Source organism: Polaromonas sp. P1_F1 (assembly GCF_056405795.1).
On record NZ_JBFUBJ010000014.1, the window covers coordinates 1 to 22825 of the forward strand.

Annotated in this window: 22 protein-coding genes; 9 read left to right on the forward strand and 13 right to left on the reverse strand. The window is 61.7% G+C overall.

The genetic code is table 11. From position 1 onward, the window contains the following. The 3 genes from AC1DZE_RS22950 to AC1DZE_RS22960 form a co-directional block, all read left to right on the forward strand. Nucleotides 1-636, forward strand: a 636-nt coding sequence (locus tag AC1DZE_RS22950; protein ID WP_477700591.1) for a porin, incomplete at its 5' end; no start/stop codon positions are given. 113 nt (nt 637-749) lie between these two features. Continuing rightward, nucleotides 750-1880: an ABC transporter substrate-binding protein gene (locus AC1DZE_RS22955; RefSeq protein ID WP_477700592.1), complete on the forward strand. Its 1131-nt coding sequence runs from the start codon at nt 750-752 to the stop codon at nt 1878-1880. A gap of 14 nt (nt 1881-1894) precedes the next feature. Next, on the forward strand, nt 1895-2695 hold the full coding sequence (locus AC1DZE_RS22960; protein WP_477670530.1) for an IclR family transcriptional regulator: 801 nt from the start codon (nt 1895-1897) through the stop codon (nt 2693-2695). Nucleotides 2696-2734: 39 nt separating this feature from the next. Here AC1DZE_RS22960 and AC1DZE_RS22965 read toward each other — a convergent pair whose 3' ends face one another. The 5 genes from AC1DZE_RS22965 to AC1DZE_RS22985 form a co-directional block, all read right to left on the reverse strand. Then, nucleotides 2735-4606 (reverse strand): CocE/NonD family hydrolase, encoded by a 1872-nt coding sequence (locus AC1DZE_RS22965; RefSeq protein ID WP_477700593.1) that lies wholly within the window; start codon nt 4604-4606, stop codon nt 2735-2737. Between the two features lie 57 nt (nt 4607-4663). Further along, nucleotides 4664-6217, reverse strand: a complete 1554-nt coding sequence (locus AC1DZE_RS22970; protein WP_477700594.1) for an ABC transporter substrate-binding protein — start codon at nt 6215-6217, stop codon at nt 4664-4666. Between the two features lie 303 nt (nt 6218-6520). Beyond that, nucleotides 6521-7519 (reverse strand): aldo/keto reductase, encoded by a 999-nt coding sequence (locus AC1DZE_RS22975; RefSeq protein WP_477672613.1) that lies wholly within the window; start codon nt 7517-7519, stop codon nt 6521-6523. A gap of 76 nt (nt 7520-7595) precedes the next feature. Further along, nucleotides 7596-7991: a MerR family transcriptional regulator gene (locus tag AC1DZE_RS22980; protein ID WP_477672614.1), complete on the reverse strand. Its 396-nt coding sequence runs from the start codon at nt 7989-7991 to the stop codon at nt 7596-7598. Nucleotides 7992-8090: 99 nt separating this feature from the next. Then, complete coding sequence (locus tag AC1DZE_RS22985; protein WP_477672615.1) at nt 8091-8528, reverse strand: universal stress protein; 438 nt, start codon at nt 8526-8528, stop codon at nt 8091-8093. A gap of 154 nt (nt 8529-8682) precedes the next feature. On the opposite strand from AC1DZE_RS22985, the gene AC1DZE_RS22990 reads away from it, so the two are divergent. Further along, nucleotides 8683-8934 (forward strand): hypothetical protein, encoded by a 252-nt coding sequence (locus tag AC1DZE_RS22990; RefSeq protein WP_477672616.1) that lies wholly within the window; start codon nt 8683-8685, stop codon nt 8932-8934. Nucleotides 8935-8969: 35 nt separating this feature from the next. On the opposite strand, the gene AC1DZE_RS22995 is transcribed toward AC1DZE_RS22990, so the two are convergent. Further along, nucleotides 8970-9383 (reverse strand): hypothetical protein, encoded by a 414-nt coding sequence (locus tag AC1DZE_RS22995; RefSeq protein ID WP_477672617.1) that lies wholly within the window; start codon nt 9381-9383, stop codon nt 8970-8972. Between the two features lie 163 nt (nt 9384-9546). On the opposite strand from AC1DZE_RS22995, the gene AC1DZE_RS23000 reads away from it, so the two are divergent. Continuing rightward, nucleotides 9547-10116, forward strand: a complete 570-nt coding sequence (locus tag AC1DZE_RS23000) for a DUF1439 domain-containing protein (RefSeq protein WP_477700595.1) — start codon at nt 9547-9549, stop codon at nt 10114-10116. Nucleotides 10117-10141: 25 nt separating this feature from the next. Here AC1DZE_RS23000 and AC1DZE_RS23005 read toward each other — a convergent pair whose 3' ends face one another. The 4 genes from AC1DZE_RS23005 to AC1DZE_RS23020 all read right to left on the reverse strand — a co-directional run bounded on the left by AC1DZE_RS23005 (nt 10142) and on the right by AC1DZE_RS23020 (nt 13521). Continuing rightward, complete coding sequence (locus AC1DZE_RS23005) at nt 10142-11026, reverse strand: NmrA family NAD(P)-binding protein (protein ID WP_477670523.1); 885 nt, start codon at nt 11024-11026, stop codon at nt 10142-10144. Nucleotides 11027-11232: 206 nt separating this feature from the next. Next, nucleotides 11233-11730 (reverse strand): hypothetical protein, encoded by a 498-nt coding sequence (locus tag AC1DZE_RS23010; protein ID WP_477670522.1) that lies wholly within the window; start codon nt 11728-11730, stop codon nt 11233-11235. Between the two features lie 436 nt (nt 11731-12166). Beyond that, the gene (locus tag AC1DZE_RS23015; protein WP_477700596.1) at nt 12167-12829 is read right to left on the reverse strand and encodes a hypothetical protein; all 663 of its coding nucleotides are present in this window, start codon (nt 12827-12829) and stop codon (nt 12167-12169) included. A gap of 128 nt (nt 12830-12957) precedes the next feature. Beyond that, nucleotides 12958-13521, reverse strand: a complete 564-nt coding sequence (locus tag AC1DZE_RS23020; RefSeq protein WP_477700597.1) for a DUF4410 domain-containing protein — start codon at nt 13519-13521, stop codon at nt 12958-12960. Between the two features lie 174 nt (nt 13522-13695). On the opposite strand from AC1DZE_RS23020, the gene AC1DZE_RS23025 reads away from it, so the two are divergent. Further along, nucleotides 13696-14874, forward strand: a complete 1179-nt coding sequence (locus AC1DZE_RS23025; RefSeq protein WP_477672041.1) for an NAD(P)/FAD-dependent oxidoreductase — start codon at nt 13696-13698, stop codon at nt 14872-14874. A gap of 96 nt (nt 14875-14970) precedes the next feature. Here the strand turns inward: AC1DZE_RS23025 and AC1DZE_RS23030 are convergent, their stop codons facing one another. Beyond that, nucleotides 14971-15981, reverse strand: coding sequence for an aldo/keto reductase (locus AC1DZE_RS23030; protein WP_477672042.1), 1011 nt, complete (start codon nt 15979-15981; stop codon nt 14971-14973). A 149-nt stretch (nt 15982-16130) separates the two neighbouring features. Between AC1DZE_RS23030 and AC1DZE_RS23035 the strand changes: the two genes are divergently transcribed. After that, nucleotides 16131-17060 carry a LysR family transcriptional regulator gene (locus tag AC1DZE_RS23035; protein WP_477672043.1) on the forward strand — a complete coding sequence of 310 codons (930 nt, stop codon included), beginning with the start codon at nt 16131-16133 and terminating at the stop codon, nt 17058-17060. A gap of 77 nt (nt 17061-17137) precedes the next feature. Here the strand turns inward: AC1DZE_RS23035 and AC1DZE_RS23040 are convergent, their stop codons facing one another. Then, nucleotides 17138-19540: a glucose/quinate/shikimate family membrane-bound PQQ-dependent dehydrogenase gene (locus AC1DZE_RS23040; RefSeq protein ID WP_477672044.1), complete on the reverse strand. Its 2403-nt coding sequence runs from the start codon at nt 19538-19540 to the stop codon at nt 17138-17140. 183 nt (nt 19541-19723) lie between these two features. Then, a complete protein-coding gene (locus tag AC1DZE_RS23045) occupies nt 19724-20701 on the reverse strand; it encodes a LysR family transcriptional regulator (RefSeq protein ID WP_477672045.1) in 978 nt (325 codons plus the stop codon). Nucleotides 20702-20843: 142 nt separating this feature from the next. On the opposite strand from AC1DZE_RS23045, the gene AC1DZE_RS23050 reads away from it, so the two are divergent. Both AC1DZE_RS23050 and AC1DZE_RS23055 read left to right on the forward strand, forming a co-directional pair. Then, nucleotides 20844-21710 carry an oxidoreductase gene (locus tag AC1DZE_RS23050; RefSeq protein WP_477670505.1) on the forward strand — a complete coding sequence of 289 codons (867 nt, stop codon included), beginning with the start codon at nt 20844-20846 and terminating at the stop codon, nt 21708-21710. A gap of 91 nt (nt 21711-21801) precedes the next feature. Then, nucleotides 21802-22815, forward strand: a complete 1014-nt coding sequence (locus AC1DZE_RS23055; protein WP_477670504.1) for a MerR family transcriptional regulator — start codon at nt 21802-21804, stop codon at nt 22813-22815. Nucleotides 22816-22825 lie beyond the last annotated feature (10 nt).

Consider the following 22825-nt stretch of genomic DNA (forward strand, 5'->3'; position numbering starts at 1 on the left):
GACGCCGGCGCCACCGCGATTGGCTCCTCCATCTTCAATGCACGCACCCGGGTGTCCAATGCCATCGGCTACGCCAGCCCGGTGATCAGCAACTTCGTTTTCCGCGCCGGCCATTACTTCAATGGTGAAGGCCTGCCGGAAACCGCGGCCGGCCCGGTCCGCTTTGAAAGCGACTACAAGCAGACCGAYGTCTCGCTGAGCTACGGCGAAGGCGGCGGCCCGCTGGGCCTGGGSGTCGGCTACGGAAGGGACAGCAAACGCGGCGGCGCCYTGCTCAATGATTTCAGGAACAAGTGGATGCTGGTGGGCTCCTACGACTTCGGCGAGATCCGGGCCTGGGCGGTTTACAACCGTGACAACTTTGAGGGCAATGCGCTGTCGCGCAGCAAGGTGGCGGCGCAGATGATCGGCGCTTCGTGGGACATCACGCCCAGCAGCAAGRTCATGGCCAACTACATCCGCAAGGATGTCCAGAGCGATCCTGCGGCCAAGCTCAAGCGCTTYCAGGCGGGCTACTCCTACAAGATGAGCAATCGCACTTCGCTGTACGGCTTCTATGACCGCTCGGACCCGAACAACCGCGTTGCCAATGACGTGATCCGTGTTTACGGGGTCGGCATTCAGCACAACTTCTGAGCGCACAAAGGCACGCGATCAGTATCTCGTCCGCAAAGCCCGCCTCCGGCGGGCTTTTGTCATGGATAACAGGAACGCCTTAGACAGGCTCCATCATTTTGGAAAGCATGGGTATGTCAATCAAACATTGGATCAGTACAGGCATTCTGGGAACAGTTTGTGCCGTTGCCTCATCCGCTCCGCAAGACATCGTGATCGGCCAGATCGGCCAGCTTAAGGACCCGAATTCCGCGGCAAGCCAGGTGAAGGTGGGCGTGCAACTGTATTTTGATGTCGTCAACGACCGGGGTGGCGTTAATGGGGCGAAGCTGAAACTTGTCACCAAAGACCGGGGACCGGACGGGTCGGACTCAGTGGAAAAAACACGGGAAATCATCCAGGAAGAAAAGCCTGTTGCATTGATCGGATTTTCTGGAACTGCGCCTGTTGAAGCGCTGATTCAGGAAAAGGTACTGGCTGTGGCCGGCATTCCTTTGGTCGGGCCACGAACGGGGGCTGTCTCGCTTCATCAACCGGTAGACCCCTGGATTTTTCACACCCGCGCCAACTATGCCCAGGAGGTGCAGAAAATCGTGTCCCACATGAACATCATCGGGCACAAGCGTATCGCCGTTCTCTACGAGAAGAGCCCGTTTGGCGTTGAAGGTTACGACAGGGCGCTACGCGCGATCAAGGGGAAAAACCTTCAGCTCTCGGGCAGTGCGAGCTACGAATACGGCACGACAAATGTCAGTGAAGCGGTCGCAACGATTCTCAAGGCCAAACCCGACGCGGTTATTTCAGTGGCGACGAGTGCCGCGACCGCCGAGTTCTACAAGAATTTTCGTCAAGGTGGAAGTTCGGCGTTTGTCGTCGCCCTTTCCGTCACCGACGGTGCCGCGGTCGTGAAAAGAATCGGCAAACAGGCCGCCTACGGCTTGGGCATAGCGCTGGTGGTGCCCGATCCGTCCAGTAAGACCTCCACGCTCATCAGGGAAATGCAGGAGGACCACAAGAAATTTGGCGTCCCGGGGTCTGATTTGAACCTGGCAGTGACTGAAGGCTACATTGCGGCCAGGGTACTGACCGAGGGCCTGAAACGCGCCGGACCGATTCCCACTTCTGCGAAGCTGAAACGTTCCCTGGAGTCATTGAGGGATTTAAATCTCGGCGGATTCTCTGTTAATTTTTCCCCGACAAATCACTCGGGCTCGTCGTATGTCGACATCATCGTACTGGGCCCTGACGGTAGAATGCTTCGCTAACTCAAACATACCCGTTGAAGCAAGCCAGCGGCAAGAAGGCAATGGACTATAACGTAGCGTCGGTAGATGAAGCACTCGGCTTATTGATGCTCGTAGCCCAGAACCCCGGCCTGGGTGTGACCGAGCTTTCCAAAAGATCTGAAATTACCAAAGCCAGGGCGTTCCGCCTTTTGAGCACGCTGGAGCGGCGCGGTTTCGTGCAGCGATCGGGTGACGCGGCCACCTACCATCTCGGCTACAACGCATTGCTTGTGGGGTTGGCTGCCGACGAACAGGTCAGCCTGGTCAGGCAGGCCAGCAAATATCTTCAGCAGCTGGCCAGCAAATTCAACGAGATTGTGCAGATCCGTGTCCGTGACGGCTTTGAATCCGTCTCTGTGGCCCGATGGGACTCCACCCATGATGTTCGCATCCACGGGTCCGTCGGCATGAGGCGGCCTCTCCACGGTGGCGCGTCGGGCAAAGTCCTGTTGGCCTATGCCCCCGCAGAGTTTCTGAACGAATTTTTCGCACAGGACTTTCAGAAGTTCACGCCCAACACCATCGTGCAACGCGCAAAATGGAATGAGGAGCTGATCAAGATCCGCAAGCAGGGCTACGCCACTTCCCTGGGCGAAATCACGAACGAAGTCCTTTCCGTGGCGGCACCGGTGCGCGACGGAACATCAAAAGTCATCGCCGCCATGGCGATCTCCATTCCTTCAAGCCGCATCACGGCCAAAGGGCTGGAGAAACTGGCCAAGCCGCTGTGCGCGGCGGCCTACGACCTTTCGGTTGAGCTCGGATATCGTCGCTCCGACGCTTCTGCCGATTAGCGGCAGCGCACCTGGTGGGGCGCGCTGCAGCCACCACCATTATTGAGAACGCTTCGGGATCACAGGAAGCACCACGTGCGATGGATGCTGGCTGCTCATGTACACCTTGTTGAGCGCCGTCCTGCTCGTCGTTGCCTGCGCCTCAGGATCCCCGGTGTTCGGGTTGACGTCAAAGTGCGGAAAGTTGCTGCTCGAAATGTCAACCCGGATGCGATGCCCTGCCTTGAACAGGTTGCTTGTCGGAAACGCCTCGATGCGGATGGGGTACACCGTTCCCGGCGTCATCAATTCCGGGTACTCCCATGAGTCCCTGTACCTCACCCGCAGAATCCCGTCGGTAAGGTTCATGGCGAAACCCTTTGGGTAGTCTTCGCTTTGCGGATACACATCGACCAGCTTGACGGTGAAATCCGTGTCCGGGCAGTCGGAGGATATCCACAGGTTCGCCATCACCGGCCCTGTAATCTCGACATCCTCCGCCAGCGGTTCAGTTGAAAAGGCAAGCACATCTTCACGGTCGGTCAGTGGGTAAAACGGTTCTGCGCAACCAAAGAAGCGCTCATCGGTTGTTTGGTCGAAAGCCCCGGCCAGTATTCCGGGTGGACGTGAAACCACGCTGCCGCCCAAGGTGGGAACCGGATTTTTGGGGTCAAACCGGTACGCCAGCGCGCCGTGATGCCTCTCTGGAAGAGAGGGGGACAGCGAACGATCAACGTGAAAATGGTAGGGCGTCCACCGCGTATCCGGAATCGGCCAGTCCTGCTCGGAACGCCAGGTACCGCCGTGGTCAAGACGTCCCTCGCTGTTTTTTCTGCCGGAGCCGCCGCCCATCACGAACAGCCTGACATCGGCATTGCCTTCAGCGGCCGGAAGGCCTTTGAGCCAGTGGTCAAACCATTTAAGTCTGGCCTCAAGAAAGCTTGCGGCCACGTGATGGCCAAAAGTGGATTGTTCGCCGAAATCCACATCGCCTGAATAGGTCAACCACCTGTTTCCGTGCACCCACGGACCAAAAACGAGCTTTACCGGAGCGCCGATTTTCTTGAGGCTGACGTAATTTTCGGCTGCGGTGCGCGTATAGACGTCATACCAGGAAGACATATGGACTGTCGCCACGTTCTTGAGGTGATGGTAGAAACCCTCCGCATAAATTCCGGGCTGCTTCCAGTACGCATCGAACGTACCACGCTCCCATTGATCGAAGAGAAACTCTTCATATTCCGGTGCTTCCGAAAGCGGTGAGTTTCCACGGCGCCACGGCATTCTTCTGAACCAGTCGTCGACGTCGATATTCTTCAGGGTGCTGGCGACGGCCGTATTTTCCGACCGCTGGGCAATGCTCGATGCGAAGAGAACAGCCCAGGCCGCCTGCTTTAACTCATACGCGCCGCCCTGCCGGATGCCGCTCTGATAGCCGTTTGAAAACCCGCCGGAGTCGACATACATGGCCATCAAGCCGGGTGCACCGGTAGATGCCAGGGCCATTTGCGTATGTGCCGCATAGGAAAGGCCCTTGGTCCCGATCCTGCCGTCGGACCAGGGCTGCCGCACGATCCAGTCACAGGTGTCATGGCCGTCGTTGGCCTCGCTCAGATACTTCGTGAATGTTCCTTCGGACCCGTATCTGCCGCGGCAATCCTGGTACACAACGATATAACCCTGGGCCACAAAATACGTTGCCACCTCTTCACGCGACATGGGGCGCGTGCTCCCTGGTTCGCGTTCGGTGCGGCTTTCAAGGTGCTTCCCATAGGGAGTGCGTTCCATGATGACCGGGAACGGTTTCGGCTCTTCTCCCGGCTCCTGTCTCGGGCGATATATATCGGTCGAGAGCCTCACGCCGTCCCTCATCGGCACCATCACGTTGCGTTCAATCACCACAGCAAGATTGCTGAACGTCGAGTCTTTCATTTATTTCCCTGATCTGGCACGGCCGGGCACGCGCCACCGCCTTGTTCGTGAATCTGCTTACTTTGAAGCTGCGTCCTTGATGCCGCTGGCTATCGTGTATCCGTCGCTTCGCGGGACCATGCTCAGGCCCTTGCGCAATCCCCATGCCGCCTTCGCGTTATGCACCGGTACGATGGCAACGTCCTCGGCGGCAAGCCTTGCGGCCGTTCGCTGCAGCTCTTCGCGTTCCTTGTCGTTCAATGTTTTGGACGCCGAGCGGATCGCTGCATCAAATTCCTTGTTGCTGTACCGACCATAGTTGTTGGCTCCGGTTCCCAAGGCCTTGTCAAAGGTCTGGATAACGGCGGTGTATGGCTCCAGCGAATCACCGAGAATCGCGCCGATGCCAAACATGGCCAGGCTGAATTCGGGTTCACCACCGGCCCCGCCGCTTGTCGCTCGGGTAACGAAGTTGGCGTAGGGGAGCGTCCTTGCGTCTGTTTTTATTCCCGCCTGGGTCAACATCTGGGCAATGGCTTCGCAGACCCGTGCGTCGTTGAGGTACCGGTCATTGGTGCAATGTAAAACCACCCTGAATCCGGATGGATAGCCAGCCTCGGCCAGCAAGGCTTTGGCCCGCGCCGTGTCTCCGGGCTGAAGCTTCAGCGCAGGCTCGTACCCAAAGAAACCGGCAGGAACAATTTGCGTCGCCGGTTCCGCATCGCCTTTCATGACGAACTTGTTAATGGCATCCCTGTTGATGGCCACCGCGATCGCCTGGCGCACGCGTTTGTCCTGGAACGGATTCCTGGCCAGTGGTTTACCGTCATTACCGGCGACATAAGGCGAAACCGTCCGGAACTGGTCCATGTGCAGGTGGTTGAACATATAGGACGTTGTGGAAACCACAGACACCTTTTCGCTCTTCTTCAAGGTGTCGCTCAAACCGCCGGCAGCTCCGTCAATGACATCGACACTGCCGCCCAGCATTGCCGCCGCTCTCGCCGGTTCTTTCGGGATGAATTGATAAGTCACTTTTGACCAGGCCGGTTTTGCGCCCCAGTACGCGTCGTTGCGCGTCATGGTCACTTGCTGGCTTGGAATGAGCCCTGCGTACTTGAAAGGACCGGTTCCCACCGCCGCCTTTCCGGTCTCGAAGTCCGACTCCTTGATCTCCCCACCGCTTCCTTTCGGGAGAATGGCCACGATGCCCACGTTTTCAGGCAGCGTGGGTGCGGATTCCTTCGTCTTGATGATGACCGTCAGCGGGTCCTGCACCCGGACGCTGTCGATCGTCCTCAAGTAGGTCTTGTACGTTCGGGGGCCGGTCAGCGCCTTGGCCCTGTCGAGCGAGAACTTCACGTCGTTCGCCGTCATCGGTTCACCATTGTGAAATTTGACGCCGGGCCGCAACTTGAATTCCCATTGTTTTTCATCTATCGCCTTCCACGACAAGGCCAGCTGGGGAACAGGATGCAGCTTTTCATCCTGGCCAATCAGCGAGTCGTAGACGTTCATCCAGACGCTGCGATTGGCGGCGCCCAGAACGTGGGGATCGGCAGAAGTGACTTCGGCCTTGAATCCGATCCGTAAATCGGCAGCTGACGTCATACCCGAAAGCGTCACAGCCACAGTAGCCGCCAGCAACCGGCGGGGACAAGTTAGTGCGATTCCCATTCTGAAGCTCCATGAAGTTAGGCCAGGCCTTTACAGCAAGGCAAATACATATGTATCGTTTAATGATACATCGTATTGTTGTACGATACAACAACCCCAGAATTTTCGCTGCACCGGCCTTACAGAATCATCGGCCGAAGAGGGACTTTTGACCAGCGGGAACACAGAACCGGGACGCTTCACTGAATAGAACTTTACGGCCCGGGTTCAGCGCAGGCGGAGTCCGTTGTCTTGCCCCCGTAAGGATGTCAGCCTGTGTCACGCATTGACCGTACCCAGAAATGACGCGGGATACCGCAGGCCCGCGGCGGCGTCGGGCGGGAAGGCCTTGTCGAGCTGGACCAGCTCGGCCGGGCTCAGCGTGACGTCGAGTGCGGCGATATTCTGGTCGAGGTAGCTGCGGCGCTTGGTGCCGGGGATGGGAATGATGTCATCGCCCTGCGCCAGTACCCAGGCCAGCGCGACCTGCGATGCGGTGACGCCTTTGGTTGCGGCCAGCTGCTTGACGACATCGACCAGTGCCAGGTTACGCTTGAAGTTGTCTTCGGCAAAGCGGGGCGAGAACTTGCGGCGATAGTCATCGGCAGGCAGGTCTTCAGGTTTGCTGAAAGCGCCGGTCAGGAAACCGCGGCCCAGCGGCGAATAGGGGACAAGGGCCACGCCGTGCTCGCGGCAGGCGGCCAGGGCGCCGGTGATTTCGGGGTCGCGCGTCCACAGCGAATATTCACTCTGCAGCGCGGCGATGGGATGCACCTTGCAGGCACGCGCCAGCGTGGCGGCCGAGGCTTCGGACAAACCCAGATAGCGCACCTTACCGGCTTTCACCAGCTCGGCCATGGCGCCGACGGTGTCTTCAATGGGCACGGTCTTGTCGACGCGGTGCTGGTAATAGAGGTCGATCTGGTCGATACCCAGACGCTGCAGGCTGGCGTCGCAGCTGGCCTTGACGTATTCAGGCCGGCCGTTGACGCCGCGGGCGCTTTCGTTGTTCGGATCTCGGGTGATGCCGAACTTGGTGGCGATGAACACGTCCTTGCGGCGGCCGGCGATGGCCTTGCCGATCAGCAGCTCGTTGGTGTGCGGGCCGTAGATGTCGGCGGTGTCGAGGAAATTGAGGCCGCGGTCCAGCGCATGGTGAAGGGTGGCGACGGACTCGGCGTCGTCGCGGTTGCTGTAGAAGTCGCTCATGCCCATGCAGCCGAGGCCGATGGCGGAGATGGCGGGACCGTTGCGGCCGAGGGTTCGGGTTTTAATCATGATGGGTTGCCTTGGGTTGAAGGGTTGGTTGGGGGTGGATTGGGTGGATTGGGTGGATTGGGTGGATTGGGTGGATTCACGCACGTTTGGGCACGGCGCGCAGCTCTTCGTACAGGCCGATTTTTTTGCGAATGAACTGCAGGGTTTCGCGCTGGGTGCGGATCCCGGCTTCGAGGCGTGCGGCGTGTTCTTCGAGCAGGGTTTGCCGCTCGGCCAGGCTGGTGGCGGTATTGCCTTTGCGCAGCAGCTGGGCATAGCGCTGCATGTCGCGCATCGACATGCCGGTCGCGCGCAGACGCACCAGGAACTCCAGCCAGCGCATGTCGGCGTCGCTGTAGCGGCGCGCGCCGCTGCGCCGGCCTATGGGGGCGATGAGGCCGATCTGCTCGTAGTAGCGCAGGGTGTAGGCGCTGAGGCCGGAGGCTTCCGCGGCTTCGGCGATGCTTAAAGAGACGGTGGGAGCGGTAGTCATGTGGGGACTGTAAAACTTCGAGCGCGCTCTAAGTCAAGCCCTCTTTGGAAACCCTTTTGTTGACCGGCCGATTGGGGCGGACCGGACCCGCGCCTTGCCTCAGCGGGTAATCACCACCAGCACACTACAGGGCGCCTGCGCGATCAGCGATTTGGAGACCGAGCCGCGCCACCAGCGTGCGGCCCAGCCTTCGAGGTGCTTGTGGCCGACCACAATCAGGTCGGCGTCTATCTGTTTGGCGTACCTCGCGATTTCATCGACGGTTTCGCCGTACAGCACCTCGCCCCCAGCCTCATGGCCTGACTCCAGCAGCTGGCGCAAGCCGTCGTTGAGGATGCCCTGGTATCTTTCCCTGTCCTGGTCGGCGACGCTTTGTTCATAGATTACGCCTTCAGCGGCGACCACCTGCCGCTGCAGGGGGGTGACGGCAATCAGCGTCAATGCCGCCCCGCTCCACTGCGCGATCTCGCGGCAGTCCAGCAGCGCTTTTTGGCCCGATTGGGAACCGTCGTAAGCCAGCAAAATTCGCTTGTACATGATGTATCTCCCGAATGAAGTGACTGGGCAATTCAAGAATAGGCCTGCTGCCTGAGCCGGTCAAATGATCGCCCCAGCGCCAACAGGGTCGCCTCATTTTGCGCAGCCCCGCACCGGCGACAATCGGGGTCAACAACCGATTCCAAAGCAGCCCATGACCCAAGACCCCAACCGCGCCAGTGAACTCAAGAAAATGGAGTTGTGCGACTCCTGCGCCGGCATACAGCGCAACTGGCGCAAGGCGCCGGGCCACCCGGAACTGGTGCAGGGCAACCCCCGCCATGAAACCCGCCGTCACGGGCTGATCACCATCACCCGCTACAAGTGCGACCGCTGCGGTACGGCCTGGGAATATGAGAACGACAAGACCAACCAGAAAGCCGGCTGGTCGGTGGTGGGCCGCTGAGGCGGCTCAACCGCGGGCCGGCTTACCGTTCTGCCTTATCGTTCAGCGTTAGCGCGCTTGACGAGCGCATCGCACTCGGCGCGAAGCTTCTGCAGCTTGGCCTTCTCAGCATGAAAAACCTTGTCATCGAGCGCGCGGACCGCCTTCATGCCGGAAAGGCTGGCCAGGTAAGACGCTTTTTCAAGCCCGTTTTTGCAAGGCCGGAATTGATCAAACGGATCAGGCCCTTCCTTGGCCGCAGGCCACTGCTTGCGCTGCCCGTCCAGCGCGGCCTGGGTCAGGCGCAGCCGCTGGGCGTATTTCATGGCCTCCGGCTCCATGGCCCCGATGGCGTATTCATTGAGGACACGCTGCGACCTGATCGCCAGGGCCAACGCATCCTGCTCGCCCTTGGTGGGTTGTGCCGTCGCCAGCGTGGCGGCCGGAAACAGCAGGAAGGTCAAAAGCATTCGCATCAGGCCGACCATACAGGAATATGAAATCCGCCCTCTTGCCGCCCGGCCGCTTGAATCGCCATCGGCTGGACGCCGACCCCGACACGGGCTTTTGAATGACACGCGTGGCGGGGCACCCGACGCATCATGGCTCTTGCACTGAAAGGACACAACAAGCATGAAACGAAGACTGCTTCTCGCCACCACCGCACGGCTGTGCCTGGGCGGAGCTGTGTATTTCACCCTGCCGGGCGCACAGGCCCAGCCCAGCTACACCGTCAGCATGGCCCAGCTGCAGGACGCGGTGGCCAAACGCTTTCCGGTGCGCAAGCGCGCCAACGGCCTGCTGGACATGACCGTGCAGGCACCGCAGCTGCGCCTGCTACCCGAACAAAACCGGCTGGGCGCCGCCATGGCGGTGGAAGCCGCCGGCCCGGCGCTGCAGCGTGCTTACCCCGGCACCTTTGACCTGGACTTTGCGCTGCGCTACGAAGCCAGCGACATGACGATACGCGCGCACCAGCTGCGCGTGAACACGCTGCAGTTTGACGGCCTGCCGCCGCAGGCGTCGATGCTGGTATCAGGCTATGGCCCGCAGCTGGCCGAGCAGGCGCTGCAGGGCGTTGTGCTGCACTCGCTCAACCCGCAGGACCTGGCACTGCCCACCAGCATGGGCGTGCAGCCTGACCGGATCACCGTGACGGCGCGGGGGCTGGTGATTGAGTTCGTGAACAAGCCGCTGAGCTGAGCCAGCAGACCGCCGCGGTAACGCGCTAGCCGCGTTGCTCGCCCGCCAGCGCCTGCACATACGCGCGCAGCGAGGTGCGACCGCGGACAGGTGCATCGGGCACGGTGTAATGCCGGTCCAGCGTGATTCCTGTCATTGCCGCATACGATCTGGCCGCAGCACTTGAAAAGCCCATGGCCCTGAAGGCCTCTTCCCATTTCTCGCGCGGCGCAACACGCACCGAGACGGGTTTTTGCAGCGCCTCTCCAAAGGCCACGGCAACATCGCCTGCGCTGTACTGCTCTGGCCCTTCAACATGAAAGAGGCCGGTTTTGCCGGCGGGCTCGGTCATCAGGCGCGCAGCGAACTCACCCAGGTCTTGCGGCGCCACCATGGGCAGCTTGAAGTCCGCCGGGTACATGGAGTCGATCACACCTTCATCCTGCGCGGTCTTCAGCGCCGCGTCCCAGTTGCTCATGTAGTAGGCCGCGCGTATCACGCTGAACGGCACAGCCTGTGCCTCCAGGGCTTTTTCCATGTCGTAAAGAATGCCGAGGTCGCCCGCGCGCTGGACGGGCTGGGCGCCATAGGTGGACTCGGCCACGATCTTCTCGAAGCGTGTACCTTGCAGTGCCTCAATGATGGACGTCACCGTGCTGCGCTCTTCGGCATCGGTGTCGGTGGAGGGAGCCGCCGGCGGATTAAGCAGAAAAAGTCGCGTGCCCTGCTGGAAGACTTTGCGCAGCGACGGTACATCGTGGGCGTCGGCAACAGCGACCTTCGCCCGTTGGGGTACGTCGTGTTTGGTCTTGCCCACCCGGCCGGATTTTTTGGGGTCGTGGGTGATGAGGGTGACGGGCTCGCCCGCACCAATAAGGCGTTTGACCAGCGCCGAGCCGACGTGTCCTGTTCCGCCAAGAATGATATGCATGAGATTCTCCTGGTGTCAAAAGATCCATGCTCGAGGCAGGCGAGGCTCCTCAGTGACAGCCACTGGAGCCCTGGAAAGTCGGAATGCGCCGACAAGGGACAAGGAAGGGCTGCGACGCGTGCGGTCACAAGGAGACAGGCAAAAAAAAGACAGGCCTCGGCCTGTCTTTTTGGATCAGCGGGTATGTATTTGACCCGCGTTGCCGCTTACTTGGTGCCGGCTGCCTTGACGTCGGTCTTGGCTTCTGCCTTGACTGCGCTGGTATCGACCGCAGCGTTGGCCTTGTCGGCGGCGGCTTTGGCCTTCACGGTATCAACCTTGGCATTGGCATCGATAGCGACGCCGGCTGCTTTGGCATCTGCCTTGGTGGTGGCCTTTTCAGCTTTGGTGGTGGCCTTGGCTTTGTCGTCAGCGTCTGCCTTTTCAACCTTGGCGTCGGCCTTGACCTTCGCTTTAGCGGCCTTGGCATCTGCCTTGGCGGTTTTCGCCGCGGCTTTCTCTTCAGCCTTCACCACTTTGGCATCGGCCTTGGCGTCTACCTTGGCTTCGCTTTTCACGGCGGCTGCGACAGACTTGTCGGCCTTGGCTTCAGCCTTGCCAGCAACCGGAGCCGTTTGCGTGGACGATTCGACAGGTGCCGGTGTTTGTGCAGAAGCAATGCCGACGAAGAGGGTAGCAATGAGAGTAGCGAGCAATTTGTTCATGAGAGAGAGTCCTTTGAATGGATGGATGATGGAAATTATTGTTATCACGTAGCCTGTGTTCAACGGCGTGGCATGCAGCGCTGTTGACCCGGCATACACACCGTTGCACAACACACCTGCGCCTTACATCGCTTGTCGCTGTACGGCGACAATACCGCCCCGTTTTGTGCTGGCCTGTAGGATGCGGCGCTTCCACTGTGTAATGAATAAAGCCCGCAGTACGAACGCGCAACATCCACACAACAGGTTGTTATCGTCAGCGGCAGCGCCATCGCCTGCGTTCTGGCAATGCATCCGCGTTTCGATGAGAGCATCACTGATCGTGATCCCATCGGACTCGATCAAGAGATGGGGCAACTCAACGGCATTGGCACGACCACGCACAACCGAAACACGCTGCCACCGAAGCGAAGCATGTTTTCGCCATGCAACCTTCTCAGGGGTTCAGATGGAAGTGAATGGCAGCCTCCAGGGCCCGGTGCAGCGGATTCTTTTGATCCGCCTGAGCGGGCTTGGTGGGAGATACGGTGCGTGTGAAGCGACGCCGCCCCTGCGATTCGCTCTCGATGAAGATCACGAACGCGGAGGTGCCAGCTTTGAGTTCGGCTTCGGTGTAGAAGGCGCGCTGGTATTCGTTCTCGCCTGAGAGCGCGGCATAGCTCGCTGCATCGACCAAGGTATGGACGGTTTCACCTTCGCGCTTGACAGTGCCGCTTGTAATGGCGGCGCCAATGGCACCTCCCAGTGCAGCTCCCAGCGCCGCGCTTTTGAGTTCCGCGCGATAGTTTGAATACACCGCAAAGTGATACAACCTGGTTGGAGGGACCGATCCAGCACCATACTTTTCCTGCAGACGATGGGAAAACAGCCGGGGGCCGGTTGGGTCTGTGAGGTCCTGGGCCAACCGGAAATAGCCGTAGCGATCACTGGTAATCAGCAGGCTAAAGATTTCGCGAGTGCCTTCGTTCTTGGGGCGCAGGTCTTCGACCGGTGTCCGGGCCGACACCGCGAGGTTCTCGACGGGCAAAGGCACTGGACCGGTGGCGCAGCCCAGCAAGGAGAGGGAAGCCAGGAAAGCCAGCAATAGACGCATGGACATGAACTCCGGTAGTTATCGGCTGATGGCGACAGTCGCCGCCTGCGGGATATTTGGTGCGGTGAGACAGGGTCAATGGTAGGAGGTCAGGCCAACCATTGACCACCGCTTCGACCGAGCGGCAGGACGCTCTATTTCGCGGGCGACGTTGAAACAACGTCCCTGACGATCACCTCCGAGACTGTTCGAACCTGCTTGGGGGTGACGGCTGAGAAAATGCCCTCCCAGGCGCTTGAGGAGGTATTGAAATTTTTGGCTCCGAACGACTTGTTCGAAGGAAGCTCGATGTACTGGGCGTTAACGTCCATGTACGCGTTTCCAACCAGCACGCCCAACACGTATCGCTTCGCCGTGGAGACGTACTTGAAGTCGTTGACAGTTAACCGGACAAGGATCGATGCGTTCGCAGGAATTGCGGTTTCATCCTTGGCAAAGACGAATGGGATCTTCGCGGTTTTTGCGGATTCTGCCAGCGACTCCTGCCATTCGTCCACGAGCGACGGCCAATCAGCGTTGCTTCGTACGGCCTGGCTGCCGCTGACGACCGCGACGAGCGCCCCGGAGAGCGCTTGCGCTCGCGGTGCCGTCGCAGACGGCGAGGATGCCGCAGCCGGTGACTGGGTGACCGTCGCAGCGCAACCCACAAGCGAGGCGATGGCGAGGCAGAGGATGAGGCGTTGGATAAGTTGTTGCATTTGAATGTGTGGGTTGCAGGGAGCGCCCCTGGGCGTACGCGATCATATGGGATGAATACGCACGCACCGCAAACGCGGAGGCCCTGATGCTGAAGCAGCATACCGATCAGAAACCAGGCCCGCCTAGGCCTGTAGGATGGGGCGCTTCCACCGTAGAATGAATGAAGCACCAGCATGAACCCCGCAACATCCGCACAAAAGATCGTCATCGTTGGCGGTGGCGTGATCGGCAGCGCCATCGCGTACTTCCTGGCTTCGCATCCACGCTTTGGCGGCAACATCACGGTGATTGAGCGCGACCCCACTTATACGAAAGCCTCTTCTGCGCTGTCGGCCAGCTCGATTCGCCAGCAGTTTTCACAGCCGGTGAACATTGCGGTGTCGCAATTCGGCATTGATTTTTTACGCAACATCAAACAGCACCTGGCGGTCGATGGTGATGTGCCTGATATTGGTTTGACCGAGCGCGGCTATTTGTACCTGGCCACTGAAGCCGGCGCGGCCACGCTGCAAGAGAATCACGCCACGCAGCGCGCGCACGGTGTTGACGTCGCGCTGCTGACCCCTGCAGAAACCCGGCAACGCTTCCCGTGGCTTCAGGTGGATGACCTCGCGCTGGCGTCGCTCGGCCTTTCGGGCGAAGGCTGGTTTGACGGCTATGGTTTGCTGATGGCCTTCAAGCAAAAGGCGCGCAGCCTGGGCGTGCAGTATGTGAAGGCCGAGGCCGCAGGCTTTGCGCACAGCGCGGGCCGTGTGGCTGCGGTCATGCTGCAAGGGGGCGCGCAGCTGCCCTGCGACTGGGCCGTGAATGCGGCAGGCGCATGGGCGCGACCGCTGCTGGCCGGCACAGGCCTTGACCTGCCGGTGTATGGCCGCAAGCGCTGTGTGTATGCATTTGCCAGCCCCGCGAAGACGCCTGACTGCCCGTTGGTGATTGACCCGAGCGGTTTGTGGTTTCGGCCCGAAGGCGACATCTGGATTTGCGGCCTGCCGCCGGCACAAGACCACAACGATGCGCCGCTGGATGTGGACTACGATCTCTTTGACGAAGCCTGGCTGACACTGGCCAACCGCGTGCCAGGCTTTGAGGCCGTGCGCATGCAACGCGCCTGGGCCGGCTATTACGAATACAACACGCACGACCACAATGCGCTGCTGGGACCACACCCGCACCTGCCCAACCTGCTGCTGGCCAATGGCTTTAGCGGCCACGGGTTGCAGCAGTCACCGGCGGTGGGGCGCGGCCTGGCGGAGTGGATTGCCGAAGGCGGCTACACCAGCCTGGACTTGTCGCCGCTGGCGGTGCAGCGGCTGGTAGAGGGGCGCAGCTTGCTGGAGAAGAACGTGATCTAGGTTGGGTTCACGCCTTCTTCCTTTTTTGCTCCCGAATTGATAGCTGCTTGTGCAGGTAACGCAAGGGCTACAGGCCGATTTTGTATAGATTCGCGCTTACTTTTCGCTGTCCAGGTGGCCCATCTGGTAGGTGTCGTAGCGTGTGCCGGCCACCGCGTCGGCGGGCAGCGCGGCTTCAATGCGCTGCAGGTCTTCGGCGCTGAGCTTGAGCTTCAACGCGCCCAGCGCTTCATCAAGCTGGCCCGGCTTGCGGGAACCGACCAGCGCCACCATGTCGACCCCGAGGGCCTTGCCGCGTGCGATGACCCAGGCAATCGCTATCTGTGATGCCGTGGCGCCCATGCCGGCGGCCAGCTGGTGCAATACATCAACGAGCTGCTGGTTCTTGACGGCGTTGTCTCCGGTGAAGCGCGGCAGGTGGGCGCGGAAGTCACCAGGCCCCGTGGGTTTGGAGCCCGACAGCAACCCGCGTGACAGCACGCCGTAGGGCGTGACGCCGATGCCCAGTTGCTTGAGCACCGGGAAAATTTCTGCCTCGGGCCCGCGGCTGACCAGTGAATATTCAATTTGCAGGTCGCTGATGGGGTGCACGGCGTGCGCCTTGCGGATGGTCTGCACCCCGACTTCGCTAAGCCCGATGTGACGCACATAACCGGCTTTCACCATGTCGGCCATGGCGCCAATGGTGTCTTCGATCGGCACGTTCGGGTCGAGGCGCGCGATGCGATAAATATCGATGTGGTCGGTGCCCAGGCGCTGCAGCGTGTAGGCCAGGAAGTTCTTCACCGCTTCGGGCCGGCCGTCCATGCCGATCCAGCCGGCTGCCGGGTCGCGCAGCGCGCCGAACTTGACGGAGATCAGTGCTTCGTCGCGCCGGCCTTTCAGCGCACGGCCGATCAGCATTTCGTTGTGGCCCATGCCGTAAAAGTCGCCGGTATCGATCAGGTTGACGCCGGCGTCGAGCGCGGCGTGAATCGTGGCGATGCTTTGCGCCTCGTCGTGGGCGCCGTACATGCCCGACATGCCCATGGCGCCCAGGCCAATGGCCGAGACGGATTGCGGGCCGCGAAAGCCCAGGCGGGTGGGGGAAAGGATATTCGTGTTCATGGGGAGCCTTTTCTTAAAAAGTGGATCAGTGTTTGGATGGGCAGATAAGTGAGCAGGTGGATGAACTGTATTGGTTTGAATTAAAAGAATAAACTGCCGTTAAACAAAATAACTGTTAGTGATTTGAAGAACAATAAAGGCCAAAAATCATGAGCGTTGATCGCTACAGGGCGATGGAAGTCTTCACACGCGTGGTGGACCTGGGCAGCTTTACCGCAGCAGCCACCGCGCTGCACATGCCCAAAGCCCGGGTGACGACGGTGGTGCAGGAACTTGAAGCGCACCTGGGGGTGCGCCTGCTGAACCGCACCACGCGCACGCTGAGCCTGACAGACGACGGCGCGCTGTACCACCAGCGCGCGCAGGCCATGGTGCAGGACATGGGCGAGCTGGAAGGCACACTGCGCCGGGCCGTGGCCACGCCGGCCGGGCGGCTGCGAGTGGATGTGCCGGCGGCGGTGGGCCGCCACGTGATCTCACCGGCGCTGCCGGAATTTTTCAAACGCTACCCCGACATGGTGCTGGAACTGGGCAGCACCGACCGACCGGTGGACCTGGTGGCCGAAGGCGTGGACTGCGTGATTCGCGGGGGCCTCGTGCACGACGAAACACTGGTCGCGCGGCCGCTGGGCCGGCTGACGGTAGTGACCTGCGCCGCGCCTTCCTACCTGGCACAGTACGGCACACCCGAGACACTGGAAGACCTGGAGCAGCACCGCTTTGTGAACTTTCATTCCGCCAAGACGGGGCGGGTGTTTCCGTTCGAATTTTCCAGGGACGGCGACGTGCGGCAGATTCACCGCCCGCACTGGGTCAGCTGCAACGACGCCGACAGCCACATGGGCGCGGTGCTGGCCGGCCTGGGTTTGTCGCAACCGCCGCTGACACGCCGCACCTGCGCGCTGCTGGCCAGTGGCGAACTGGTACGCGTGCTGCCCGACTGGCAGCCTGAAGCGCTGCCGATGATGGTGCTGTACCCGCGCAACCGCCACCTGACGGCCAAGGTGCGCGCCTTTGCCGACTGGGTGGCCGAGGTGTTCAAGGCGGAGTTCGCCGCGGGGGCGAAGTTGTACTCGTGAGTACCGCTATCTTTTTGATAGCTGCTAGCGCTTGTTCTTATTGCCCTGGAGGCCGGATTTGCTTGCAAAATCCGCTGTCAGCTGCCCGCCGGAAGCACGTACGCCCTGACATAGTCACCCGCCTTGGTGCCGAGCGAACCGTGGCCGCCAGCGACCACCAACACATATTGCCGGCCGTCGGCGCCGGTGTAGGTCATGGGCGTGGCCTGGCCGCCGGCGGGCAGGCGGCTCTTCCAGATTTCCTTGCCGGTGTTCACGTCGTAAGCGCGCAGGTAGTAGTCCAGCGTGCCGGACAGGAAGGCCACACCGCCCGCCGTGGTCAGGGGCCCACCCAGATTGGGTACGCCCATGCGGAAGGGCAGGGGCACAGGCGACAGGTCGCGCACAGTGCCGTTTTTATGCTGCCAGGCAATGGCGCCCGTGGTCAGGTCGGCGCCGGCCACATAGCCCCAGGGCGGCGCCTGGCACGGTATGCCCAGCGGCGACACGAACGCGCTGAGCTTGACAGCAAAGGGCGCGCCGAAGTTTTCATTGAGCGAGGGCAGGCTGCCTTCGGGCCTCTCCTTGCCCTGCACCATGAGGCTGGTGTCGTCCGTGCGCGGCACGAGTTTGGAGACAAAGGCCAGGTAGGTCGGCGTGGCGAAGACCATCTGCCGCTCCGGGTCCACCGCCACGCCGCCCCAGTTGAACACGCCGAAGTTGCCGGGATAGATCAGCGAGCCTTGCGTGGAAGGCGGCGTGAAGCGGCCCTCATAACGCAGCCGGTGAAAAGCAATGCGGCAATAGAGCTGGTCGAACAGGGTGGCGCCCCACATGTCGCGCTCAGTCAGCGGCGGCGGGTTGAACGACAGGGCCGAGTTCGGCTGGGTGGGCGCGGTGCGGTCACCCTGCGCGGCACCCTGCGGTGCCGTTGTTTCCACAACAGGCAAAAGCGGTGTGCCGGTGCGGCGGTCAAGCACAAAGATCTCGCCCTGCTTGGTGGGCTGGACCAGCGCGGGCACCCGGTTGCCGCCCACGGTAAGGTCTACCAGGCTGGGCTGGGCCGGCACGTCGTAGTCCCACAGGTCGTGGTGCACGGTCTGGAAGTTCCAGCGTACCTTGCCGGTGGCCAGGTCCAGCGCGACGACGGACGACGAATACGTTTCCACCGCGGGGCTGCGCTGCCCGCCCCACTGGTCGGGTGGCTGGTTGCCAAGCGGCACATAGACCATGCCCAGTGCTTCGTCGACGCTGGAGATGGACCAGCTGTTCGGTGAATTGGCGGTGTAGCTCTGCCCTGCCGCAAGCGGTGCGGTGGCGTCGGGCTTGCCCGAGTCCCAGTTCCAGACCAGCGCACCGGTGTTAATGTCGTAAGCGCGGATCACGCCGGACTGCTCTTTGGTGGAAACGTTGTCGAGCACCGTGCCGCCCACGATGATGAGCTTTGATGTGACCACCACCGGTGAGGTGGAGTAGTAAGCGCCGGGCTTTTGGTTGGGCATGCCGGCCCAGAGGTCGATCTGCCCCTTGCCGCCGCCGAATGAGGGGCAGATCTTTCCGGTGTCGGGGTTCAGGGCAATCACGCGGCCGTCTGCCGTGGGCATGAAGAGTTTGGCCGGGCAGTCGATGGACGCGGCGGCAGCTGTCGCAGTCGCAGCGGCAGGTGGCTGGTAAGACAGGCCGCGGCAGGTCAGGTGCTGCAGCGCGAGCTTGCCCTGGATCTCGGGATTGAAGCGCCAGGCTTCCGCGCCGGTGGTGGCGTCCAGCGCAATGACGGACTGGTGCGGCGTGCACAGGAAAAGCCGGTTCCCCACTTTCAGCGGGGTCACCTCGAAGGTAGTTTCTGCCGGGTCACCAGGCTGGCCGCGCATGTCACCGGTTCGGTACTGCCAGGCCAGCCCCAGGTTTTCCACGTTGTCGGGGGTGATCTGGCTCAGCGGCGAATACCGCTGCCCCTGGCCGGTACGCCCGTAGGCATGCCATTCGCCGGTGGGAACGGCATCAGCCGGGCGCGCAGCCGATGCGCCGGTGGGCGGCAGCGGCAACATGCCCGTCACGCGGTTGGCATCATGCAGCCAGGTCGCCACCGAGGCCACAAGAAAAAGCGCCAGCGCGGCGCCCAGCGCCCACTGGCCGGCGCGCACGCCGGATTGGCCCGGCGCTTCGGACTGCATGGCACGGGCAAGCATGGGGGTGAGCAGGAAGAGGCCAATGAGAAACAGCACTCCCCCGCGCGCGGCCAGCGGCCACCAGTCAAGCCCGCCCTCCAACAACGCCCATGCCAGTGTGCCCACCAGCAGGAGCGCATAGGTCCACAATGCTATCGGTCCGTACTGGATCAACAGCACGCCCGTCAATATAAATGCGAGGCCAGCCACCAGGTAATACCAGGAACCTCCCAGCACCACCAGCCAGATGCCCGGCAAGGCCAGCACCCCTCCGATCAGCACGAGCACCAGGCCGGTGAAAAAGGCGGAGCGAAGGCGCGGGATAGCTGACACTTTTTATTCTTCCTGATGCATCCGTACAGGCCCCCAATCTATTCCCACATCGGCCTGCCGCGCGTCAGCCGTGGGCTAACGCAGCTGTAGGCGACGCCAAGAAAACGGCTGCACGCAAACGGATGGATAAGAAAGATACAGAAAGAGATGTCTGCGCGGCGCTGATGCCGCGACACCCGCGCGTCAGCCGGCCGCGCGGGCGCGGCGCGTTTTCCGCGCGGCGGCATGGGGCCGCAGTTCATGCGGCTCCAGGTAAAACTGCGTGTTGCCAACCAGCCGTTCCACCGCCAGGTCGATAAAGGCCCGCGCACGGGCAGGCTGCGCGTTACGGCTGCCGTAGTAGACATAGAGGCCGAGATGCCCGGTGACATGCTGCGTCAACAGCGGCACCAGCCGGCCGGCGCGCACCAGGGGCGCAGCGGTGGCGCCGATCAGCTGGCCGATGGCTTGGCCGGCCACGACAGCACGGGCTTCCAGGTCCACGTCATTGGTGAGGAAGGACGCGGCGACGGTACGGGCCACCACTTCTTCACCCACCTTGAATTCCCAGGGCATGGTCTTGCCGGTGCCCGTGTGGTGAAAGCCCGTGCAGCGGTGCCCGGCCAGGTCTTCGATGGTCTGGGGCGCGCCATGCTGCGCGATGTAGGCGGGTGACGCGCACACCACCAGTTGCAGCGGCAGGATGCGGCGCGAGATGATGCCGCCCGCGGGCGGCGCGCCGGCGCGAAAGCCGACATCGACACGGTCTTCCACCCAGTTGCCGATGCGGTCGTCCATCTGGATATCGGGATCCACCTGCGGGTAGCGGCGGCAGTATTCCTCCAGCACAGGCCACAACACCTCGAGCATGATGGAACGCGGCGCGACGATGCGCAGCGGCCCGGCGATTTCTTCGCGGGTGCGGCGCGCGCCCTGCAACGCCCGCTGCAGCGTCGAAAGGCCGGGCTGCGCGGCCTGCAGGAACTGCTCGCCTTCTTCGGTGAGGCTCAGGCTGCGCGTGGTGCGGTGAAAAAGGCGCACCCCCAGATGCTGTTCGAGCTGGACCAGCGCCTGGCTGGCGGCCTGCGGCGTGATGGCCTGTGCGGCGGCGGCCTGGCGCAGGCTGCCGAGTTCGGCGGCCCTGACGAAAGTGGAAACGGCGCGCAATTCATTGAAGGCCATGGCGGCTCCTGGCGGTTTTACGGGGAGCAAGCCCCTAATTGTCACGATTAGCTTGATTATGAACTCACCGATTGTGGGCTATTCAACACTTAATCAAAAACCTACATTGCCCTCCTCAGCAACATTTTTTAGGGGCAAGACCATGAATGCAAAGATTGACTTCAAACGTATCTGGATGATCACCGGCGCGGCGCGCGGCATTGGCGCGCGCATTGCCGAAGCGGCGCTGGCGCACGGTGACGCGGTGGTGGCGACTTCGCGCGACGCCGCCTCAGTGCAAAAAAGATTTCCCGCCAGCGCTGCGCTGCTGGCATTGCCGCTGGATGTGACCGACGAAGCACAGGCGGCGGCCGCCGTGCAAGCCGCGTTGGCACGTTTTGGCCGCATCGACGTGCTGGTCAACAACGCGGGCTATGGCCTGCTGGGCGCGGTGGAAGAAGCCACCGGCGACGAGGTGCGGCGCCTGTACGAAACCAATGTGTTCGGCCTGCTGAACGTGACACGCGCTGTGCTGCCGGCCATGCGTGCGCGCCGCAGCGGCCACGTCATCAACATCTCGTCGCTGGGTGGTTACCAGTCGGGCCCGGGCTTTGGCGTGTACTGCTCAACCAAGTTTGCGGTGGAAGGCCTGACCGAAGCGCTGCATGGCGAACTGGCACCGCTGGGCATTCACGTCACCACCGTGGAGCCCGGTTACTTCCGCACCGACTTCCTGGACAACGCCTCACTTGCGGTGTCGCCGCGCATTCTGGACGACTACGCCCAAAGCGCAGGCAGGGTGCGCGAAGCTGCTAAAGAGATCAACCACAACCAGGCGGGCAACCCGCTGCGCCTGGCGCAGGCGATGCTGAAGCTGGTGGAGGCCGACACCCCACCGCTGCGCCTGCCGATGGGCACCGACACGCTGAAAGTGATTGCAGACAAGCATGCGTTTGTGGAGGCCGAGGTGAAGGCCTGGAAGGCGCTGTCGGCTTCGACGGATTTTCCGAAAGAAGCGCTGATGGCCTGAGTTTTTCAATGTCCTGTTGACTTGGCCCCTGGGTCCGCCTTCATGATGCTGAAAGTTCAAAAGCAATGCTGAAGCAACCCAGAGGTCTCTCATGAATTCTCCCCGCGCACACCCAGGCGCCTCCGAAGCGGCCAGGCGGCTTGGCGTATCGATCAAAGCCTTGCGGCTGTATGAACAGCGCGGCCTGGTAACACCGGAGCGCGCCGCCACCGGCTACCGGATTTATGGTCCCGACGCGATGGCGCGTGCCGCCGAGGTGGTGACGCTGCGCAAGTTGGGCCTGAGCCTGGCTCAGGTGGCAGAGGCTTTTGTGGGTGACCCGCAAAGCCTGGAGCCTGCGCTTGCCTTGCACGAGGTGGCGCTCGAATCGCAAGTGAGCGAACTCGTAGACACGATAGGCAAGGTCCGCACGTTGCGTGCGGACCTTCTTCGCGGCAGGGCGCCGGGCCAGGGGGAGCTGGCGCGTGTGCTTCATCCTTATGCCAAATTCAGCGTGGGTTTTGAGTTGCCCTGGCCCTGGGGCGGCGAGTGGTTTGAGCTTGCCGGCATACGCCCACTGAACTACATCATCGGGCCGCTTGGCAGCGGCAAGACTCGTTTGGCGATGCTGCTGGCTGAGCGGCTGCCGAATGCGGTCTTTCTGGGTTTGGACCGGCTGGACAACACGGACAAGGATGCTGCATTGAAGCAGCGTGTTGACAGGACACTGGCGTGGCTGGTGGATGAAGGAGCTGTAGCCTCGGAAGCACTGACCGCGCTGCTGGCGGGACTGGAAGCCGAAGGGCCCGCCGTCTTTGTGGTCGACATGGTGGAGCAAGGGCTGGACCAGGCCACGCAGGAAGCGCTCATCATCTACCTGCGCCAACGCGCCGGGCTTGGCGCACGCCCGCTTTTCCTGATGACACGTTCGTCGTCGATTCTGGATCTGGCGGCGATGGGCGCGGAGGAAGCCGTCATCCTTTGCCCGGCCAACCACAGCCCGCCGGTTCGCGTCGCGCCCTATCCCGGCGCGCCGGGCTACGAGGCGGTGATGACCTGCCTGGCGACACCGGAGGTCAGGGCACGCACGGCGGGCATGGTGGCCACGATTCCCAAAAAGGCTTGACGGTTCAGCG

Bases quoted from the DNA above. Each gene is read 5' to 3' on its own strand.
- AC1DZE_RS22955 (WP_477700592.1), top strand. From the start codon at position 750: ATGTCAATCAAACATTGGATCAGTACAGGCATTCTGGGAACAGTTTGT.
- AC1DZE_RS22965 (WP_477700593.1), bottom strand. From the start codon at position 4,606: ATGAAAGACTCGACGTTCAGCAATCTTGCTGTGGTGATTGAACGCAAC.
- AC1DZE_RS22975 (WP_477672613.1), bottom strand. From the start codon at position 7,519: ATGATTAAAACCCGAACCCTCGGCCGCAACGGTCCCGCCATCTCCGCC.
- AC1DZE_RS22980 (WP_477672614.1), bottom strand. From the start codon at position 7,991: ATGACTACCGCTCCCACCGTCTCTTTAAGCATCGCCGAAGCCGCGGAA.
- AC1DZE_RS22985 (WP_477672615.1), bottom strand. From the start codon at position 8,528: ATGTACAAGCGAATTTTGCTGGCTTACGACGGTTCCCAATCGGGCCAA.
- AC1DZE_RS22990 (WP_477672616.1), top strand. From the start codon at position 8,683: ATGACCCAAGACCCCAACCGCGCCAGTGAACTCAAGAAAATGGAGTTG.
- AC1DZE_RS22995 (WP_477672617.1), bottom strand. From the start codon at position 9,383: ATGCTTTTGACCTTCCTGCTGTTTCCGGCCGCCACGCTGGCGACGGCA.
- AC1DZE_RS23000 (WP_477700595.1), top strand. From the start codon at position 9,547: ATGAAACGAAGACTGCTTCTCGCCACCACCGCACGGCTGTGCCTGGGC.
- AC1DZE_RS23005 (WP_477670523.1), bottom strand. From the start codon at position 11,026: ATGCATATCATTCTTGGCGGAACAGGACACGTCGGCTCGGCGCTGGTC.
- AC1DZE_RS23010 (WP_477670522.1), bottom strand. From the start codon at position 11,730: ATGAACAAATTGCTCGCTACTCTCATTGCTACCCTCTTCGTCGGCATT.
- AC1DZE_RS23015 (WP_477700596.1), bottom strand. From the start codon at position 12,829: ATGTCCATGCGTCTATTGCTGGCTTTCCTGGCTTCCCTCTCCTTGCTG.
- AC1DZE_RS23020 (WP_477700597.1), bottom strand. From the start codon at position 13,521: ATGCAACAACTTATCCAACGCCTCATCCTCTGCCTCGCCATCGCCTCG.
- AC1DZE_RS23025 (WP_477672041.1), top strand. From the start codon at position 13,696: ATGAACCCCGCAACATCCGCACAAAAGATCGTCATCGTTGGCGGTGGC.
- AC1DZE_RS23030 (WP_477672042.1), bottom strand. From the start codon at position 15,981: ATGAACACGAATATCCTTTCCCCCACCCGCCTGGGCTTTCGCGGCCCG.
- AC1DZE_RS23035 (WP_477672043.1), top strand. From the start codon at position 16,131: ATGAGCGTTGATCGCTACAGGGCGATGGAAGTCTTCACACGCGTGGTG.
- AC1DZE_RS23045 (WP_477672045.1), bottom strand. From the start codon at position 20,701: ATGGCCTTCAATGAATTGCGCGCCGTTTCCACTTTCGTCAGGGCCGCC.
- AC1DZE_RS23050 (WP_477670505.1), top strand. From the start codon at position 20,844: ATGAATGCAAAGATTGACTTCAAACGTATCTGGATGATCACCGGCGCG.
- AC1DZE_RS23055 (WP_477670504.1), top strand. From the start codon at position 21,802: ATGAATTCTCCCCGCGCACACCCAGGCGCCTCCGAAGCGGCCAGGCGG.